Source organism: Pectobacterium sp. S5 (assembly GCF_051707265.1).
GTDB classification, from domain to species: Bacteria; Pseudomonadota; Gammaproteobacteria; order Enterobacterales; family Enterobacteriaceae; genus Pectobacterium; species Pectobacterium polare.
In genome coordinates this window covers 60,252-77,853 of the sequence record NZ_JAULSZ010000005.1, presented here as the reverse complement: position 1 = coordinate 77,853, position 17,602 = coordinate 60,252, and the positions used below count along the sequence as shown (strand labels likewise).

Sequence of the window (17,602 nt, the reverse complement as noted above, 5' to 3'; positions counted from 1 at the left end):
TTGCTTGCTACAGCCTGCCGTTGACGGATTTTTTCAGGGGCGGATTCACCAGAAACACCACTTCCCCGCGATAATACGGTGAAGTGGCAAGGCGCTGCTGCCACTGCGGTTCCCACTTGCCGTGTTGTACCAGCCCGACCCGGAAAGGCAGGGTCAGCTTCATCAGTGCAGGCAGGTACTCAGCGTAATTGGTAATGGTGCTGCGTCCCTGATAGGTCTGCACCACCACTTCATCCAGCTTGCCCTGTAAGCGGTTCAACGCCGACACATCCCCAGTTTTCGACCAATCGAGCAGCCCTGTAATACTGAGCTGACAATCTTCGGGTAAACGCTCGCGTAATTGCGTCAGAAACGCGACATAGCCTGCCAATTGATAGCTTTTCGCATCAAAATCGATCTGAATCCCAGCAACTTGATTCCCCTGACGCTGCCACTTTTCCCGTAATTTTAGTATCCGGTTCAGGTGGCGATCGGAAAGCTCCAGCGTGGTCATGCGGAAAGCCAGCCAGACGCGGTTAACGCGCAACTGGCTGGGCGGAATCCCCTGACGCAGGAACACGACTTTACCCTGACGGCGCGCCACTTCACCCTGATGCAGGTACAGCGTCTGCGCCTGATGCAGAATCGGCTGGGGTCGCACCGCCGCCCATAGCCAGAAGTCCTGATAGCGCGTCGCGTCGACGATGGCGTGCGCAGCGTTGATGGCTGAAGGTGCAACGTTAACGGAAGCGGCCTGCGTACAGAACGAGAACAGGCCGGCCAGCACGACTAACGGCGTTACCAGTAATAATCGAGCTTGTCTGCCCACACGCTGCCTTTGTACTTGGTTTTCAGTTGGGTAAACCAGGCTTTGCGGGTTGCCTTGCTGATATCCTGTGGGCCGCAGTCGTTATAGCCACTCGGCGCATAGCAGTAGACCGCGCGATACAGGGCATAGGTTTTGTCTTCCGGCGGCGCTTTCGGATCGGCAATCACCCGCATGTAACCATCCAGACGGTTATATTCGGTACCGACGAACTGCGTTGGCGCGTTGGTGAGTCCGCTCAACATACTGCCTTCACCCCAGTCGAAGCCTACGCTGTTATTGGTGCGCAGGAAAAATTCGCCGAGGCAGTTAATCGACCGAGCGTCATTAGGGCGTTGATTTAGCGTCGTGACCACGTCATTCAGCGCCGGGCACTGATAGTCTTCTTCGGTGTCGCTGCCGTCCCAGTCAAATGCCGTCAGATCTTCCTGATTCCAGCTTTGATTTTCGCTGCTGACCAGCGGCGCAATGTCTTTCCTCAACTGAACATCTTTGAGATAGCTGGCGTAATCACCGTGAGTTAGCGACTTGGTTAACAGCGTATGCAGCGCGATAGCCCGTTCTTCATGGGTTTGCTGTGGGCCCGTTTGCTGACGCAGCAGCTCGGCGTTGGCGCTGACTTTCAGCACGGCGGAACGGAAACGCAGGTTTTTCACCGGGCTGTCGGCGGCGAAGATCCGCTCTGGATGACCCGCCTTGACCAGCGTTTCCGCCAGCGCCAGTTGCAGGAACTGATTTTGTGTGTACCCCGTATTGCGCGTTAGCAACTCACGCCAGTGCGCTTCCGCCTCATCCCAGCGCTCCAGACGCACCAGCGCCCGACCGCGTAAGACTTGCAGGCTGAAACGTACGGTATCGGTCAGATCTTTCGCCTGTGTTGCGGGAACGCTGTTAACCACGGCGGCGTAATCTTTTTGACCATAAAACAGCTGTGCCGCCTGAAGGTAGCTGAATGCGTCCTGCATGTTGCCTTGCTCAAACAGCTGCTTCTGCGCGGTCAGCTCGTCAGCAGATAAGGCGGGTAATGCCAGCCAGCCTTCATCTGAACGCAAGCGCTTGAGATCTTGCACCATCGTCAATGGCGGGCTGCCCGGTGCGCTGGTGAACTGCCGATTTTCCAGCAGCTTATTGTCGATCTCGTCGCTCAACTCAAGGAGTGCTTCGACGTCAGCGGTGTTGTTCAACTCGTGTTGGTACATTTTCGCTAAGGCATTCACATCGTCCAGAATCCAGTAAGCGCGGCGGTACAGCCCGTTAGCGGACTCGATGTATTGCCCGTCTGGATACTGTTTCAGATAGTCGCCAATATGTTGAACGGCCAGCTGTGCAGCCGCTTTATCGGCTTTACTGGCATCAAACATGTTGTATTCATCAAGCGCGTTTTCCATCGCTTTATTGATCGCCACGCGAATCAACATATAGCGCGAGGTTTCCGCTACCCACGGCTGCGATGAAGACGTTAGTGCCTCAAAGCCGCTTTCCGCCTCATCAAAGTGACCCTGATAAAACGCGAGAACCGAGAACAGATACTGCATGAGTGCGCCGGCATGCCCTTCGTCCGGTAGGCTTACAAGACCCTCGTTCAGTGCCTCTTTGGTATACAGCGGGTTGAGGAGATTCACCCGCTGATGTGCCAGCAGCGTGCGTTGCTCATTGGTAAGCTGTGTGTCAGCCAGCAGGACATCGAAAAATGCTTCCAGCGTGGAGAGCGCATTGGAAATATGGCGTCCTTCGTTATCGTCAGGCGAAAACGTGGAGATCGTGCCCTGAACGGCTAAAGGAAGGTTAAGCTGCTTCGCTTTATTCAGCGTTGAAAGGTAAGGCGCATCTGCCGTGATATCCTCCGCTGAACCTGACGAAGGAACCTCTTCCGTGGCCGCAATCCCCATGACCCGGTAGGCTGTGAAAGGGTCGATACGTGAACGCGTTTGATCGGGTAAAGGATGGGGTAACGGAAGCGACATGTTGTGGAGACGGCTTTGCAGCAGCATCAGGTTAGCACGCGTGTCGTTGCCCGGCTGCAAATAGGGCAGGGCGGACACGCCACATTCCGAGTCGGAAAAGCCGCACACTCCATCGCTGGAACTGAATGCCTGACTGCTCATTAGCGCGGTCAGTACGCCAGCCAGCAGCGTTACTCCTTTCATGGTTTGTATCCTTCATTCAACACGGGTCTTGCCTGTTTTCGGCATGAGTGGCGATCACTCTACGCAATCGCCTAAAAAACTCAATCCAGTATAACCTTGAGAAGATAAACAGAAAGTGACAGGTGCCCATGTCGGGCACCTGAGAGCGTGTTATCGAGGGAAACGTCGGTGGCGGGAAAAACTCTCGCCCGACTTACCGCTGATGCAACGGCAGCCAGATGATCAGGCGCAATCCGCCCAGTGGGCTGTCTTCCGCTTTTACCCAGCCTTTGTGCTGTGTAATGGCGGTTTCCACGATGGCGAGCCCTAAACCGCTGCCGCCGGATTCGCGGTCACGCGCTTCATCCGTACGGTAGAAGGGGCGGAAAATCTGTTCGCGATCTTCCGGGCTCACGCCGGGGCCATCGTCATCCACTTTGATGGTGATGCCCTGATTATCCACCGAAAAGGCCACTTCGATGTGGTTGTGAGAATAACGCAGCGCGTTGCGCACGATATTTTCCAGCGCACTATCGAGCGAGGCAGGGTTGCCAAAGAGCGTCCACGGCCCCGGAGGATAGGGCACTTCCAGCGTTTTCCCCATCTGCTCGGCTTCAAAGGCGGCATCATCCAGCACATTGCCCCACAGTTCATCGGCACGCAGGAACTCACGAGTTAGCTCGTTCTTGTGCTGATTGCGTGAGAGCACCAGCAGATCGTTAATCATGCTGTCGAGCCGCTGCGTTTCCGTCGCGATGCGGTTCAGCTCATTGCCTTCACCCTGACGCCGACGCAGCAGCGCTGTTGCCAGTTGCAAGCGTGTCAGCGGCGTGCGCAGCTCATGCGAGATGTCCGACAGCAGACGTTGCTGTGCGGTGACCATCCGCTCCAATGCGCTGACCATCTGGTTAAAGCTGACGCCCGTCGCCTGAAACTCTTGCGGGCCAGACTCCAGCTCAGGGTGCTGGCGTAAATTGCCTTTGGCAACTTCGTCGGCCGCGTGTTTGAGCTTACGTGCAGGTTTCGCCAGACTCCAGGCAAGCCAGAGCAGCAGCGGTGAACTGATCAGCATGGTGAAGATTAGCAGCAGCAAAGGACGGTCAAACAGCAGACTAATGAAATCGGACTGCGGGCTGCTGGCAGGACGAATCAGGTAAAGCTGGTAGTTGTCATCACCATCGCGGATCGCAAAAGGACCGAGAAGCTCAATGCGGCCGTAATTTTTCTTTTGCGGATGATCGGCGTTATCCGACAGCCCGATAAAATTACGCACAATCGGGGTTTCATGCTTTTCTACGCCGAAGATCCGGCCTTCACTGGTGACCAGAAAAAGGCGCTGTCCCGGCGGAGCCCACTTCTCCAACACCCAGAACAGCCGTAGCCACCAGCGCAGATCGTTGGCTGGCGTGTTGGCGAGGTCGGCTTCAATGTGCTGTTCCAGCATGATGCCCTGCCGCTGCTCGTTTTCCAGCAAGGCGGTAAGCTGGCGCGAGTCCAGCTTGGGCACCATCAGAACCAGCATGAGTACCAGCGCCAGCGTTAACCAAAAAATGGCAAAAATACGAGCGGTCAAACTATTGATCATGCAGCCGATACCATCAAATAGCCTCGTCCACGCAGCGTTTTAAACCAAGGCAGACCGTCCTTGCGTTCTGGCAATTTACGGCGCAGGTTCGAGATATGCATATCGATCGCGCGGTCAAACGGTGTCAGCCGTTTCCCCAGCACTTCCTGACTTAAATGTTCGCGTGAAACCACCTGTCCCAGCCGCTGTGCCAGCAGATAGAGCAGCGTGAATTCGGTGCCCGTCAGATCCAGCACGATATCGTCGAAGCTGGCTTCCTGCCGTCCGGGATTCAGACGCAGGCCATCGACTTCCAGCGTCGGGGCGCTGTTATCACCCGCCTGTTGTTGATCGGTCCAGTTGGAACGGCGGAGAATCGCGCGGATTCGCGCCACCAGTTCTCGGTCGTTAAAGGGCTTCGGCAGATAATCATCGGCCCCCAGTTCCAGACCAAGAACGCGGTCTAATTCACTGCCGCGGGCGGTCAGCATAATGACCGGTGTTTGATGCTGCTGTCGTAGTTCTTTTAATGTATCGATACCGTTTTTCTTCGGCATCATCACATCCAGTAATAACAGGTCAATGGTGTTATCTAATACCTGTAACGCCTGCTCGCCGTCGTAGGCGACAACGACGTTAAAACCTTCCATTTCGAGCAATTCTTTCAGTAAAGCGGTTAGCTCTCTATCGTCATCAACCAGCAGAATTTTATTCATGTTTTCTCTACCTCCAAGGGCAAAATACGACATAGATTAGCGCTATTCCATGACTTTACGTAGTTTTACATCCTCTGACGCATGTTTGCAGCAAGATGCGTAGACTCCTGTTCATTGATTCACAAAATGACGTACCGCTCTGGAGAGTTATTGATGCAACAGTTCGCAACCTTATCTCTTGCTTCACTGCTTATGTTAGGCACTTTTACCGCCTTTGCAGCAGAAAGTGGAGACGCCCCGGCGAGCGGCTGGCATATCGATGATTCCGCCACAAAAGGCGCACCCGGCCAGCAAGGTATGTTCGATGGCGTGAGGCTGACTGAGCAACAGCGTCAGCAAATGCGTGATTTGATGCACCAGAGTCGTCAAGACAAACCGGCGTTTAATGCCGAAGATGTTAAAGCCATGCATAAGCTGGTGACGGCAGAAACGTTTGATGAAGCGGCGGTGCGAGCGCAGATAACCCGAATGATGAGTGTGCAGCTTGAGCGTCAGATTCAGATGACCCGAGTGCGCAACCAAATGTATAACCTGCTGACGCCAGCGCAGAAAGAGATATTAGAGCTGAAGCATAAGCAACGCATGAAAGAGATGCAGCAACAGATATCCATGTTTAACCAGATGGCCGCGCCAGCACCAGGCACGACAAGCCATGCCGAGACAAAGAATCCCGAGTAGTAGCGCTAGTGTAGTAAGTAGTCTGTAGTCTGTAGTAAGCGTAGTGCAGTCCGAGTAGTAATGTGTAGTAGGTACACACCCTGTTTTTCCTTGCCATAGACACCATCCCTGTCTTTTTGCCCTCCATGATGGAGGGTTTTTTTTTGGGATTTTTTAAAGCAGATAGCGTGCTTTGACTTCATTATTTGACTTCATATTTGCGGTGTCTATACTGACTTCAGTAAATGACATCATGGGATCGGTGTCCTCATCCGTCACCGGATACTGATAAAGGTGCACTGGTTAGCCTGCGTGAATGGCTGGAAAGTATAGGAGTAAAACCATGACGAAAGCACTCAACACACCAAATACGATGGTTGTTTCTGGACAACCAGCGATTATCAGTTACGTACCGGAAATGGGTATGTTCCGTGGTAAGTTTATTGGTTTATCTGGCTACTGTGATTTTGTCGCCGACAGTATTAATGGCTTGAGAAGCGAAGGTGAAATTTCGCTACGCGAATATCTGGAAGACTGTCAGGAAAATGGCATTGAACCTTACGAGCGTGAAGAGAAGGTGAAAACATTTACCCTCCGTTACCCTGAATCATTCGGGGAACGACTGACCATTGCGGCCGCTGAACGTCAAATTTCAGTGAATACGTTTATTGTTGAAACGCTTAGCGAACACCTGAAACAGGCTTGACAATATCCCGCTTCGGCGGGTTTTTTTATCTGAAAATAGCCACGTAATTTCTGATGTTTTCATTAATATTGCGATATTTTCAACCAATTCTATTTTCACCTAAAATTTTGGATAAGATTCAAATAAATTGGATTTATTCACTATGTAAATCACAATAAGCGAAATTAAAATTTGTAAAAAAAGATGAATTTTGAAATTGAGAATAATCACAAATCATGTTAAAAAATTACTGTTTATCTATACATAACCAGGTGCTGACATGATAAAAAAATTATTCGATCTGTTGCCGATTTTTGGTGATAAGAAAGTAACGCCGACGGAAAATTTGTTGCAAGAATCTCTCTTACCGCTTGCAGAACTTGATAAAACGTTGCCGAAGAAAATATTTCATTATGTCATGGCGGGCACCGAACCTGAGGTTCTTTATGCCTTAAATCAGTTAGATTCTGATAAAACAATCGTCCTTCTGGACAAGCCGGGTTCGGTTGACTGGTACTATGTTCAAAATAATAGTTTTAATTCCAGTGAATATAGTAAAATAATCAGGCAGGCAAGGAATGCACGTTATAAACTCTATTCCATGGTAGGCCAAGGGTTAACAAACGAACAAACGGTACGCTTTGCGAAAGTATTAGCTGCGGCATGTCAGAATAAAAATATAAAAATAATAACTGACGAAGTACCAAATTGGATGGTTTATTTGCTCTGTGATGCGCTGGCCACTACGTTGAAAAGCACATCTAATGAAAAGCTGAAATTAAAGCACCGTGCTGACTGGAGTGTTCAACTTCTCGCTGACCTGGTTGCTAGTGAACAGCATGATGAGAACGGCGAGAATATTTTATTTGCTATTTTTGATCGGAAGGAAATAGGCGAATACTATAGCTCGGAGTTAGCGCTTTTCTTTGAACTCCCTGATTTGCAGACATACATCGAAAGTCATGCACAGTTTGTCCGCACGATGCTAGTGGACAAACTTTCTGCACTCGGCCTGATTCAGTTCCTGAAATACTTGTCCGATCGTGAAGTGTTGCGTGTTTTTTTCTCAGATGTCATTGTTAAATTAGCAATGGATCAGAAAAAAACAGTGCGCAGCGAAGCTGAACCGCTGCTGAATACGCTTCCCGCTAATGATGTCAAAAAATACCTGAGTGATATCTTATTTAACGGCACGCCAAAACAGCGATCTCAGGCTGCCGATCTCTTTGCCCGTCAAGGCGAAAATAAAGATATTTTAGAACAGGCGTTACAGTTAGAAAAAAGTAAGGCAGTAATAAAAAGTATCGAAAGTGCTATTACACGTTTTGACGTTGTTGATACGGCACAAGATATGGCACTCCCTGAATTACCTGAACTCACGCTGCTGGCCGATACGCCGTTGCCTGAAAGCGCAAAAGATATTCTTGTCGAAAACCTGATCGAGATGGTAGAAACGGCAAGAGTAAATGCGGAAAAAGAAATAGAGCAAAATAAATCGAATGCGTACAAATACAAATGGGCGCAAGATCATTATGCTAAATTAAAAAAATTGAATGCTGAGCATTGCCGTAATTTGGTTGATAAGCTTAATCATGGCAATCATAAACTATCTAGTGAAGATACTAGCATTATTAAATATAAAAAACGTATTAGCAATCTTCCTGAATTTACGTTTTACCATGCTATGAGAATTATTTTTGGCAACATGTATGCGCACTTCAATCTAAGCACTGCTCGAATAGAACATGAAGCACCCGCTCATATTGTTGCAGGATTGGAATTACGACAAATTGAAGGTGTTTTGCAGGCGCTGGCATGCCCAGAACCTGCACGGATCGCCGCGTCGTTATGTTTAGAGTCTTATAATCATGGGTTGAGGCTATTCCCTAAACCGGAACAGCTCTGGCCTTTTTTCTCTCAACATCCAGACTATATCGCCGAAGCGTTGGGGCTATTGCCGAATAAGAGTGACAGCCAATATCGCAAATTTGAATTGGGTCAGGCCTTTGAGCTGCTTGATAAATTCCCTGCTATCCCCGCGCAGCTTATTCCACGCATTATGGAACTGGCGTTAGGCGAGAATAAAACGTTCCGTGTGAGTGCGCAGAAGTTGCTTGAAAAATTGCCGAACGTGCATGTGAATGCGCAGGAAAGCCTACATTCCGCGAAACAAGAAATCCGTATTACCACGATTGAATGGCTTGCGCGGATAAAACATAAAGACAGCATCGCGCCGCTTTATGCACTGTTAAAAAAAGAGAAGAGAGAAACCGTCCGAGCCGCATTGCTGGCGGCGTTAGAGCAGTTTGGTGAGGATATTTCACCGTATTTGTCCGAAAAGGTATTGCGTGACGAAGCGTTGAAGGGATTGAAAGCAAGCCCGCCTGCAAGCATGAGTTGGTTTGATTATAACGCGATACCGCCATTGAAATGGGAAAACGGCAAGGCCGTCGATGCCGACATTATCAAATGGTGGATCATTCTGGCGGTGAAATTAAAAATGCCCGCAGGTAACACGTTATTGCAACGCTATGTCGGGCTATTAGCCAAAGAGAGCCAGCATAAGCTGGGCCATTTTGTTTTACATTCCTTCATCACGCAGGATGTAAAAAACCCATCGCTGGAAGACGCGATGTTGGAAGCGCATAAGGATGCGCCCGCACGTTTAAAAACGTATCAGTATTATCTTGAGCGTTACCCTGAGTATTACCAAAAATATGAGCATTACACGCTGGAGCAGGCGGCTGAGGAAATAAAGAATGAAGTCTTGCGGCGCTATTTAGGTTCTGCCATCGCGGATAAAGGTATGTTGGCGTTGATTGGTCGTATCGAGGGCCATGTTGCCGTCTCCGCATTACGCAATTACACGCGTGACCATTATCAGCGTCGTTCACAGATTGAAGCGATGATCAGCGCGATGGCGATTAGCGACGATCCGCTCATTATCCAATTGTTACTCTCACTTTCACGCCGCTACCGTACCGCGGCGATTCAGGAAAAGGCGCGTGAGCTAGTCAAAGAGATTGCCGACCGCAATGGCTGGAGTGCGGATGAGTTGGCCGACCGCACGATCCCTACGGCGGGGTTGGATGAAACGGGCTCGCTGGTGCTGGAATACGGGGAGCGGATCTTTACCGCACGCATGGACAGCAAACAGAAGTTGGTGCTCCTGAACCCGGAAGGGAAAGAGATTAAAGCCCTGCCTGCGGCGCGTAAAACGGATAACGAAGAGCAGATAAAAGAAGCGAAAAAGCTGTTCTCATCGAGCAAAAAAGAGCTGAAACAGGTGATCGACCTGCAAACCGCACGTTTGTATGAATCGATGTGTGCTCAGCGCCAATGGTCGAGTGAAGACTGGCAGACTTACATCATGGGTCATCCTGTGATGCGTCCGTTAATCGAGCGTCTGGTGTGGCAAGAAGTGAAGGATGAGCAGGTGCTCAATACCTTCAGGCCGACGGATGACGGTTGCTTACTTAATCTTGAAGACGATGAAGTGGAATTATCGGACGGCACGATGATTCAGCTTGCGCATGCCGCCATTGTCGATAACGAGACGCGTGAAGCCTGGCTCGCGCACTTTAAGGATTATAAAGTGACGTTCTTGTTCTCGCAGATGGTGAACATGCTGCCTGAACTCGATCGTAAACGGGTTGAAATTGAGGATAAAAAAGGGTGGTTGACCGATACGTTCACGCTGCGCGGCGTCTTAACCAAGATGGGATACCAGCGTGCGCCAGCGGAAGATGGTGGGTCGTTTAGCCATTATTATAAGCATTTCAGTAGTTTGAATGTGTACGTCAATATTGGGTTTAGCGGTAGCTACGTGCCAGAAGAAAATATTCCAGCGGTCTTGTTTGATTTGAGCTTTGAGAAAAATCAGCAAAATTATTGGGATCGTAACAATCTGGCATTACAGGATGTCCCGCCCATTTTACTGGCAGAAAGCTATGCCGATTACCTGAAAGCCGCAGAAGCCTGCTCGGGATACGATGCCGACTGGGAAAGCAAAACGCCTTGGTAATCCGATTATGGAGCCAGTACATCTTGTGCTGGCTTCGTTCATTATTTTGTGGCGAACAGAGACACGAACATGGAAAAACACTCACCGGCAGCCAGCGATGTGCTTCGTCAACATGCCGAAATCCGCTTTGCTGATGAATTAGCCCGCCTGACCAAAGCGGACGAAAATAACCCGAAGCCGCAGGGCTGGCTGCGTTCACCCCGTGCGGTACGCCAGTTTATTCTCGGTGACGATGCCTTAGATATTTCCGCGAAATTTTTTGGCGATAATGCGCTGGTCGATCGGGCGATTGTGACGCTGCTAGGGAAACAGGGATTGATGCTGGTTGGTGAGCCCGGAACTGCAAAATCCATGCTGTCTGAGCTGTTTGCGGCGGCAATATCGGGATATTCCGGCCTGACCATTCAAGGTACGGCGGGAACGACGGAAGACCATATCAAGTATTCATGGAACTATGCGCTGCTGCTTGCCGAAGGCCCCACCGAGCGCGCGCTGATCGGTTCACCGCTCTATCAGGGGATGATGCAGGGCAGGATTGTCCGTTTTGAGGAAATCACCCGCTGCCCGCCGGAAATACAAGATGTCCTGGTCTCTTTGATGTCTGAAAAACAGCTGATGATTCCTGAAATGGGTGAGCAAGGGCGGATCAGTGCCAAGCCAGGTTTTAACCTGATTGGCACGGCGAACCTGCGCGATCGCGGCGTACATGAAATGTCAGCCGCATTAAAACGGCGCTTTAACTTTGAAACCGTGAGGCCGATTCAAGACCCTGAATTCGAAATTGAGCTTATTCAAACGCAGCTTACGCGTGAACTGGGCGATCTGGCCGCGCTTGTCACCGTGCCACCGAGCGTCATTGAACTGCTGGTGACCACATTTCAGGAACTGCGCTCGGGCAATACGCGCGACGGCGGCAGCATCAAAACGCCAGATGCAGTGATGTCGAGTGCGGAAGCGGTCAACATTGCCTATGCCTCCGCGCTTGAGGCGCATTATCTGGGCGACAGCACGCTGAATGCGGGCGCCATCGCCCGCCAGATTATCGGCGTGGTATTAAAAGATAATCCTGACGATGCAAAACGTATGCGCTACTACGTTGATAACGTGGCGCGAGAAAGGGCAAAAAGCAGCGATGACTGGAAAGCGTTTTATGATGCCTCACGACAGTTTTGGAAGTAAGGCCGTGGCCAATTGTTGTTGATGATTTCACGGACACTTTTGCATGAGGAAACGCGCTGGTGAGTCTCTCGAACATTGTGTTGCCCGCACGGATGGAGCAGGCGCTGGCAACATGGGATTTTTTGCAGTCGCAGCAGATCTATTTTGCGCCGGTTCGCCACCATAGCCCAGCGTGTGCCTATGGTCTGCTGTCATTGATTGATGATATCCAGCCCGATCACATTCTGATTGAGGCACCGGTCAGTTTTAATCACCTGTTGCCCGATTTGCTTCACCCTGACGCGAAACCCCCTATCGCGGTGATGGGGCAGGCTGATTTTCAAGCCCGCGAGTCGCAAGAGGGCGAAACGCCGCAAGCGACCACGCGCAGCGCTTTTTTCCCTTTTTGTGACTACTCGCCTGAATGGGTTGCGCTGCACGCGGGGCATCGTCACAACGCGACGCTGCGTTTTATTGATTTGCCGTGGGTTGAGCAAATCGCGATTGAGGAACGTCAGAATGACGCCAGCCAGAGCCTGCAAGCAGAACGTTATCTCGCTCACAGCCAGTTCATTTCGGCACTCGCAAAAAAATGCTATTGCCGCGATCACGATGATTTGTGGGAGCATTTATTTGAATTACGTTCGATTGAGGCGCTGACCGATTGGCAATCGCTTTTCCGCGATACGTTAGTCTGGTGTGCATTGGCGCGACTGGACTATGAGCCTCAGGTTTTGGAAGCGGAGGGATCTGCACAGCGTGAGGCGCATATGCTCGCCGCTATCATGCAGGTTCGTGCTGAACATCCAACGGGGAAAATTCTGGTCGTCACCGGCGGTTTTCATTCGCTGGCGCTGCTCGAAGGGCTGTCTCACGACGCTAAATCGTTCAATGCCTTCACGGATGCGGCGAAGAAGCTGTACCAAAAACAGATGAAGCAGGCGGAAAACGACAGTGCGTGGTTAATCCGCTACAGCTTTGACCGATTAGATGCACTCAATGGGTATGCCTCCGGCATGCCTGCGCCCGCGTACTATCAGCGAAGCTGGCAAATGCTCATGGCGCAGCGGGGCGATCGGCTGGCGGAAACGGGGCGAGCGCTCACGACGCAGGAACACCGCAATAACATGGGGATGCGTTTTTTGTCTGAGGTTGCCAGCCTGCTCCGCGCTAAATCTTTTGACGATCCCCCCAGCTATATCACGGTAAAAAATGCGGTAGAGCAGAGTGTTCGCTTAGCGGCATTGCGCGGGCATGAAGGCCCCGGTCGTTATGACCTGCTGGATGGGCTACAAAGTAGTTTTATCAAAGGCAGTATTGATGATGCGCAAAGCGATCTGTGGCTTGAGATCAAAAAGGCGTTCTCCGGCCATGCGTTAGGGCAAATCCCAGCAGGCAGCGCGACGCCTCCGCTGGTTGATGAAACCTATCGATTAGCGAAATATCATCGCTTTAAACTTGATGACACGCTCGTCAAACTGAGCCGTTTGGATATCTATCGCAACCCGCAGCATCGTGCCCGCAGCCGCTTTCTTCATCTGTTGAGCTTCCTTGAAGTGGGTTTTGCAACGCGCAGTAATGGCCCTGATTTTTTGGGTGGTCACAATCTCGACCTGCTATTTGAAGAGTGGCACTATGCGTGGACACCGTCGATCGAAGGGCGATTGATTACGCTCTCGGAGAAGGGAAGCCAGCTCGAAGCGATTGCCATCGATAAATTACTCTATTTGGAAAAGCAGCTAGAGGAACAGGGGCAGAATCGGTCAAGCAAGAATGCAGTGCGTGTGCTGATTCAGGCGGCGCTGTTGGGATTACCGTCGCGTGTAGCCGGGCTATTCCGTTTATTGCATGACGATATACATAACGATTTTCGGTTAAGTTCGCTCGTGGAATGCGGGCATAGCCTGATTCATCTCTGGCGCGGGCGTGACTTTCTTGGCTTACGCAATCAGCCTGAGTTAACTCAGCTGCTGTTTAAGCTGGTTCCACAGACGTTGTTTTGCTTACCGACCATCACCGCGGGCGATGAGTCACAGCAGGAAGAACATTTTACCGCATTGCTTGCCTTGCGTGAGCTGATTGAGTTTATGCCTACGCTCGATCCCTCCAGTACCGCCAGTCGCGATTTTTACCACCAATTGCAGCAGATCGCCCCAGCGTTAAAGGACGTGCCTTTGTTAAAAGGGGCGGTTGATGCGCTGCGCTATCTCGGTGATGAAATTGATGAGCAAGCGCTTGATGACCATCTATCGAACGTCTTTAGTCAGGGTAGCGATCCCGAGCAGGCGGTTCGCTATTTTGTGGGATTAATGCGCGCCGCCCCTGAGCTCATTATCAAAACGCCGCGTTTGGTCGATAAGTTAAACGCGCTGATGTCGCAGTGGGATGATGATCGTTTTCTGCACGTGTTGCCCGACCTGCGCTTTGCCTTCAGCCAACTCACACCGAAGCAGAATGCGACGTTAGCGAACTATATCGCTGAACAATGTGGTTTCTCTGAGCCGGAAATGCATCTTTGGCAAACGGATTTCACGGAGCAGGAGATGCTCCAGACGATGCAGTTAAACCAAAAGCTGAAACAGCAGCTGGCGGAAAACGATTTACTGTCATGGTATGAAAAAGAGAAGGGTGCAGCCCGATGAGTGCGCAAGATCCGCAGTCTGATGATAAAGAAAAAAACGGCAAACGCTGGCGATTGATTCTGGGCCACTATGCCGACGAGGCATTAGGTAAAGCGGCCTTTGACGCACATGACCTGAAAGTTGAGCGTACTCTGGATTATCTCTATCGCCGTGAATATCAGCGTCGTGGGCTTAAGCAGGAAGGAGGACGGCACGGCTCTTTGGATCAGTCTCAACTGACGGCGGTTAACTGGCTCAATCAGGCGCGTAAATTGTTCCCCAGCAGCACGTTTGAGCGAATGCAATCGCAAGCGATTGAACGCTATGAAATCTCGCATTTATTCAACGACCCGCAGGCTCTGCAAGCGATGGAGCCCACGCCCGCGCTCGCTAAGGCGTTATTGAGTTTACGTGGACGGATGAATGAAGAAACGCGAGAAGCGGTGCGCGACATTATTCGCAAGGTGGTCGATGAGATATTACGCACGCTGAGGCCGACGTTTACGAATGCGCTCACCGGTCGCCGGAATCGATTCCGACGTTCACCTGTCGCCAGCAGTCAAAATTTCGACTGGCGTGCCACGATTGCAGCCAATCTTAAGCATTTTGATCGTGAGAAGAATCGGCTGGTCATTGAAACACCGCATTTTAATTCACGCATGCAGCGTCATATGCCGTGGGATGTCATTTTGTGCGTCGACCAAAGTGCTTCGATGTCCAGCTCGGTGATGTACGCGGCGGTCTGCGCCAGCATTCTGGCGGCATTGCCTGCGGTACGGGTTTCACTGATTGTATTTGATACACAGGTGGTTGATTTATCGCATCTTGCCCACGATCCGGTTGACGTGCTGATGACGGTGCAACTGGGGGGCGGGACGAATATTGCGAAGGCCATGCAGTACTGCGAACAGCAAGTACAAAACCCGAAACGCACCATCGTGACGTTAATCAGCGATTTTGAGGAAGGCGGCGCGCTGAATCGCCTGCTCAGCTGCGTGCAACGCATGCACAGTCAGCAGATCACGCTGTTAGGGCTTGCGGCGCTTGATGATGCCGCACAGCCGGTATACGACACCGCAATCGGGCAAAAATTGGCCGACCGCGGCATGCATGTTGCGGCGCTGACACCGGAGCACTTTGCGCAATGGCTGGCGGAGGTGATGCGATGAGCTGGCAATCCCTTTATCTAAATTATGATGAAGATGCGCTGAGCGTTTTTGCGAATGTCGGTTTGCTGCGCCGGGCAAAAAAAGATCTGGCTGGCGACAAAGTGACGTTGGTAACGGACGCTGAGCAAGAAGGGCATTTTGTCAGCGATGGTCAGCAGGTGGTGCTGAATGCGCAGGGGATACAAACTGCACGGTGCGATTGTTCAGCCTCGGGCTGCTGTAAGCACATTCTGGCAGCGGTGCTGTGGGTACAAGCCCATGCTGAATGCGGTGCGGAACAGACCAAAGCCCCATCTGAGGAAGCCTCGGCACAGCCGATAGATGTGCTCGCCGAGATCTTACAGCTTGATCCTGATGCGCTAATGAAGCAGGTCGGTAAAGGACAAACGCGGCATGCCGCGCGATTTGTACAGATGTGGGCAGAAGAATCGGTGAGGACGGAATCGCTACCCAACCAGCTTAAAATTCATCTGCCAACGCTGGAAAGCCCCGTGATCTACCTGGCTGGAGCGGGATTTGCTGGCATGTTGTCGGATTTCTTGCGGGAGAAGCAGCCAGCCTTGCATCTTGCTGCCATTGCCTGCCTCTTTGAAGCCAATCAGCGCGTCTGGCCGTGGCCAGCGGATTGTCTGACTCAGGAAACGCAGGTGCGGGCGCTACATGCCGATGAGCGCGCGCTGATTGCTACGCTTAATGCATTTATTCAGGACATCATGAATCAGGGGCTGTCGCACATCAGTAAAAGCAGTGCGCGACAGCTTCACTTGCTGAATATGTCCGCGCGTGCGGAAGGATTGCCCCGGCTGGCGGGTTATCTGCGTAATGTGAGTGGACAGGTCAGTCTATTAGCGGACAGGCATTACAGTCTGGAAGAGCGTGATGTGCTGCTGTTCATTGCCCGTCTGTCAGCGTATCTATACCAGCTTGAGCAGGCGACGCCTGAGCGCTTGCTGCACCTGCGCGGGCAGGTACGGCGGCAATATCAACAACAGCCTGAAGCCTTATCGCTTGTACCATTGGGTGCACAGTGGTGGATCACCGAAGGCGGTGCGCGCGGTGCCACCTTTTCATTTTGGGATAGTGAAAACCAGCAATTAGTGCACTGTACGCAAGCGCGGGCCGATTACCATGATATGACATTTAGCCAGCAGGGTGTATGGCAGGGGCAGGCGATGTGGAAACAGCTGGGCGAACACATCATGCGCGCTCCCTTTACGCTGCATCACCCGCGTTTTTCTGACGACGGGAAATTGGCCGCAGGCGGCGACAGTTACGCGAATCTTGAGGGCTCGCCGTGGCCTGCCGCCGCCTATGCGCAGTGTAAATCGACGTGCGGCATTGCCGACTGGTCGCAGCTGTTTCACTATTTTGAGCAAGAGAATCAGGATTACCCACAGCCTCTGCTGCTGCATGTAAACCGCTATGAACCCGTCGTCTGGAATGAGGTGGAACAGCGTGTGGTCTGGCCGGTCTTTGATGATGCGGATAATGCGCTGTATCTGAGCCTAAACTGGGAAAAAACGCAGCATCAGCGCATAGACAGGCTCAAACAGGCCACTCAGCAAAAGTGGGCGATTGTAGCGGTGCTGGTTCAGCCCCGTCGCCGTGGGAATGACATTGATCTCCATCCCTATTCTCTTCTGGTGAGTGATGGCAGCGCGGTGACCGCGTTTTGTTTAGATTTTCAGACCATCAAGACCAAGAAAACCGTGCCCAGTTTTATTAGCCATATTCAAACGCTATTTGCGGAGAGAAAGCAGCGTAAAACGGTGCAGCGTCCCTTGCCCACGCTGGCACAGCGTGTTTGTCACCCAATTCTTGATGTGCTGGACGCGCAGGCCTGCACCGGACGTCGGCATTTAACCTCAACGCAAAGAGAGCAGTTACAACACAGCATGAAAACGGCCAATGAGCTGGGCTTAACGCTCGTTGAAAACGCGTTGTCGCACTATTTAGCGCAACCCCAGCCGGAGGTGGAGAGCCTGCTGCGGATCGTCTTTCTTTGCGACAGGCTTCAGCGTTTTCAAAACGGGTTGCCGATCGTGTTACGCCAATCGTCATCTGCGTAGCGCCCTTT

Annotated in this window: 11 protein-coding genes and 1 pseudogene; 8 read left to right on the top strand and 4 right to left on the bottom strand. The window is 51.5% G+C overall.

What is annotated here, in order from left to right; translation table 11 throughout:
- Positions 1-7: 7 nt before the first annotated feature.
- The 4 genes from QWJ20_RS17535 to cpxR form a co-directional block, all read right to left on the bottom strand.
- Positions 8-808, bottom strand: a complete 801-nt coding sequence (locus tag QWJ20_RS17535; RefSeq protein WP_336861743.1) for a DUF3142 domain-containing protein — start codon at positions 806-808, stop codon at positions 8-10.
- Entirely contained in the window at positions 778-2,952 is a 2,175-nt protein-coding gene (locus tag QWJ20_RS17530; protein ID WP_226292568.1) for a hypothetical protein, read from the bottom strand. Before QWJ20_RS17530 ends, QWJ20_RS17535 begins: the two co-directional genes overlap by 31 nt.
- 193 nt (positions 2,953-3,145) lie before the next feature.
- Entirely contained in the window at positions 3,146-4,516 is a 1,371-nt protein-coding gene (gene cpxA, locus QWJ20_RS17525) for an envelope stress sensor histidine kinase CpxA (protein ID WP_039363412.1), read from the bottom strand.
- Positions 4,513-5,211, bottom strand: a complete 699-nt coding sequence (gene cpxR / locus QWJ20_RS17520; protein ID WP_010281574.1) for an envelope stress response regulator transcription factor CpxR — start codon at positions 5,209-5,211, stop codon at positions 4,513-4,515. Before cpxR ends, cpxA begins: the two co-directional genes overlap by 4 nt.
- Positions 5,212-5,364: 153 nt before the next feature.
- Between cpxR and cpxP the strand changes: the two genes are divergently transcribed.
- From cpxP to QWJ20_RS17480, 8 genes and pseudogenes are all read left to right on the top strand, one after another.
- Positions 5,365-5,889 carry a cell-envelope stress modulator CpxP gene (gene cpxP, locus QWJ20_RS17515; RefSeq protein WP_103943770.1) on the top strand — a complete coding sequence of 175 codons (525 nt, stop codon included), beginning with the start codon at positions 5,365-5,367 and terminating at the stop codon, positions 5,887-5,889.
- 245 nt (positions 5,890-6,134) lie between these two features.
- Positions 6,135-6,215: pseudogene (locus tag QWJ20_RS17510) on the top strand (type II toxin-antitoxin system HicA family toxin); the annotation flags it as partial.
- Positions 6,212-6,574: a type II toxin-antitoxin system HicB family antitoxin gene (locus QWJ20_RS17505; RefSeq protein ID WP_014917022.1), complete on the top strand. Its 363-nt coding sequence runs from the start codon at positions 6,212-6,214 to the stop codon at positions 6,572-6,574. The pseudogene QWJ20_RS17510 and the gene QWJ20_RS17505, both read left to right, overlap by 4 nt.
- Before the next feature lie 259 nt (positions 6,575-6,833).
- Positions 6,834-10,577 (top strand): DUF4132 domain-containing protein, encoded by a 3,744-nt coding sequence (locus tag QWJ20_RS17500; protein WP_433993110.1) that lies wholly within the window; start codon positions 6,834-6,836, stop codon positions 10,575-10,577.
- 69 nt (positions 10,578-10,646) lie between these two features.
- On the top strand, positions 10,647-11,756 hold the full coding sequence (locus tag QWJ20_RS17495) for an AAA family ATPase (RefSeq protein WP_433993109.1): 1,110 nt from the start codon (positions 10,647-10,649) through the stop codon (positions 11,754-11,756).
- A 59-nt stretch (positions 11,757-11,815) separates the two neighbouring features.
- Entirely contained in the window at positions 11,816-14,377 is a 2,562-nt protein-coding gene (locus QWJ20_RS17490; RefSeq protein ID WP_433993108.1) for a DUF5682 family protein, read from the top strand.
- On the top strand, positions 14,374-15,525 hold the full coding sequence (locus tag QWJ20_RS17485) for a VWA domain-containing protein (RefSeq protein WP_180781338.1): 1,152 nt from the start codon (positions 14,374-14,376) through the stop codon (positions 15,523-15,525). The genes QWJ20_RS17490 and QWJ20_RS17485 overlap by 4 nt, the downstream gene beginning before the upstream one ends.
- On the top strand, positions 15,522-17,594 hold the full coding sequence (locus QWJ20_RS17480; protein WP_433993107.1) for an SWIM zinc finger family protein: 2,073 nt from the start codon (positions 15,522-15,524) through the stop codon (positions 17,592-17,594). The genes QWJ20_RS17485 and QWJ20_RS17480 overlap by 4 nt, the downstream gene beginning before the upstream one ends.
- The last annotated feature ends 8 nt before the right edge of the window (positions 17,595-17,602 follow it).

Bases quoted from the DNA above. Each gene is read 5' to 3' on its own strand.
- QWJ20_RS17495 (WP_433993109.1), top strand. From the start codon at position 10,647: ATGGAAAAACACTCACCGGCAGCCAGCGATGTGCTTCGTCAACATGCC.
- QWJ20_RS17530 (WP_226292568.1), bottom strand. From the start codon at position 2,952: ATGAAAGGAGTAACGCTGCTGGCTGGCGTACTGACCGCGCTAATGAGC.
- QWJ20_RS17480 (WP_433993107.1), top strand. From the start codon at position 15,522: ATGAGCTGGCAATCCCTTTATCTAAATTATGATGAAGATGCGCTGAGC.
- cpxA (WP_039363412.1), bottom strand. From the start codon at position 4,516: ATGATCAATAGTTTGACCGCTCGTATTTTTGCCATTTTTTGGTTAACG.
- QWJ20_RS17500 (WP_433993110.1), top strand. From the start codon at position 6,834: ATGATAAAAAAATTATTCGATCTGTTGCCGATTTTTGGTGATAAGAAA.
- QWJ20_RS17485 (WP_180781338.1), top strand. From the start codon at position 14,374: ATGAGTGCGCAAGATCCGCAGTCTGATGATAAAGAAAAAAACGGCAAA.
- cpxR (WP_010281574.1), bottom strand. From the start codon at position 5,211: ATGAATAAAATTCTGCTGGTTGATGACGATAGAGAGCTAACCGCTTTA.
- QWJ20_RS17505 (WP_014917022.1), top strand. From the start codon at position 6,212: ATGACGAAAGCACTCAACACACCAAATACGATGGTTGTTTCTGGACAA.
- cpxP (WP_103943770.1), top strand. From the start codon at position 5,365: ATGCAACAGTTCGCAACCTTATCTCTTGCTTCACTGCTTATGTTAGGC.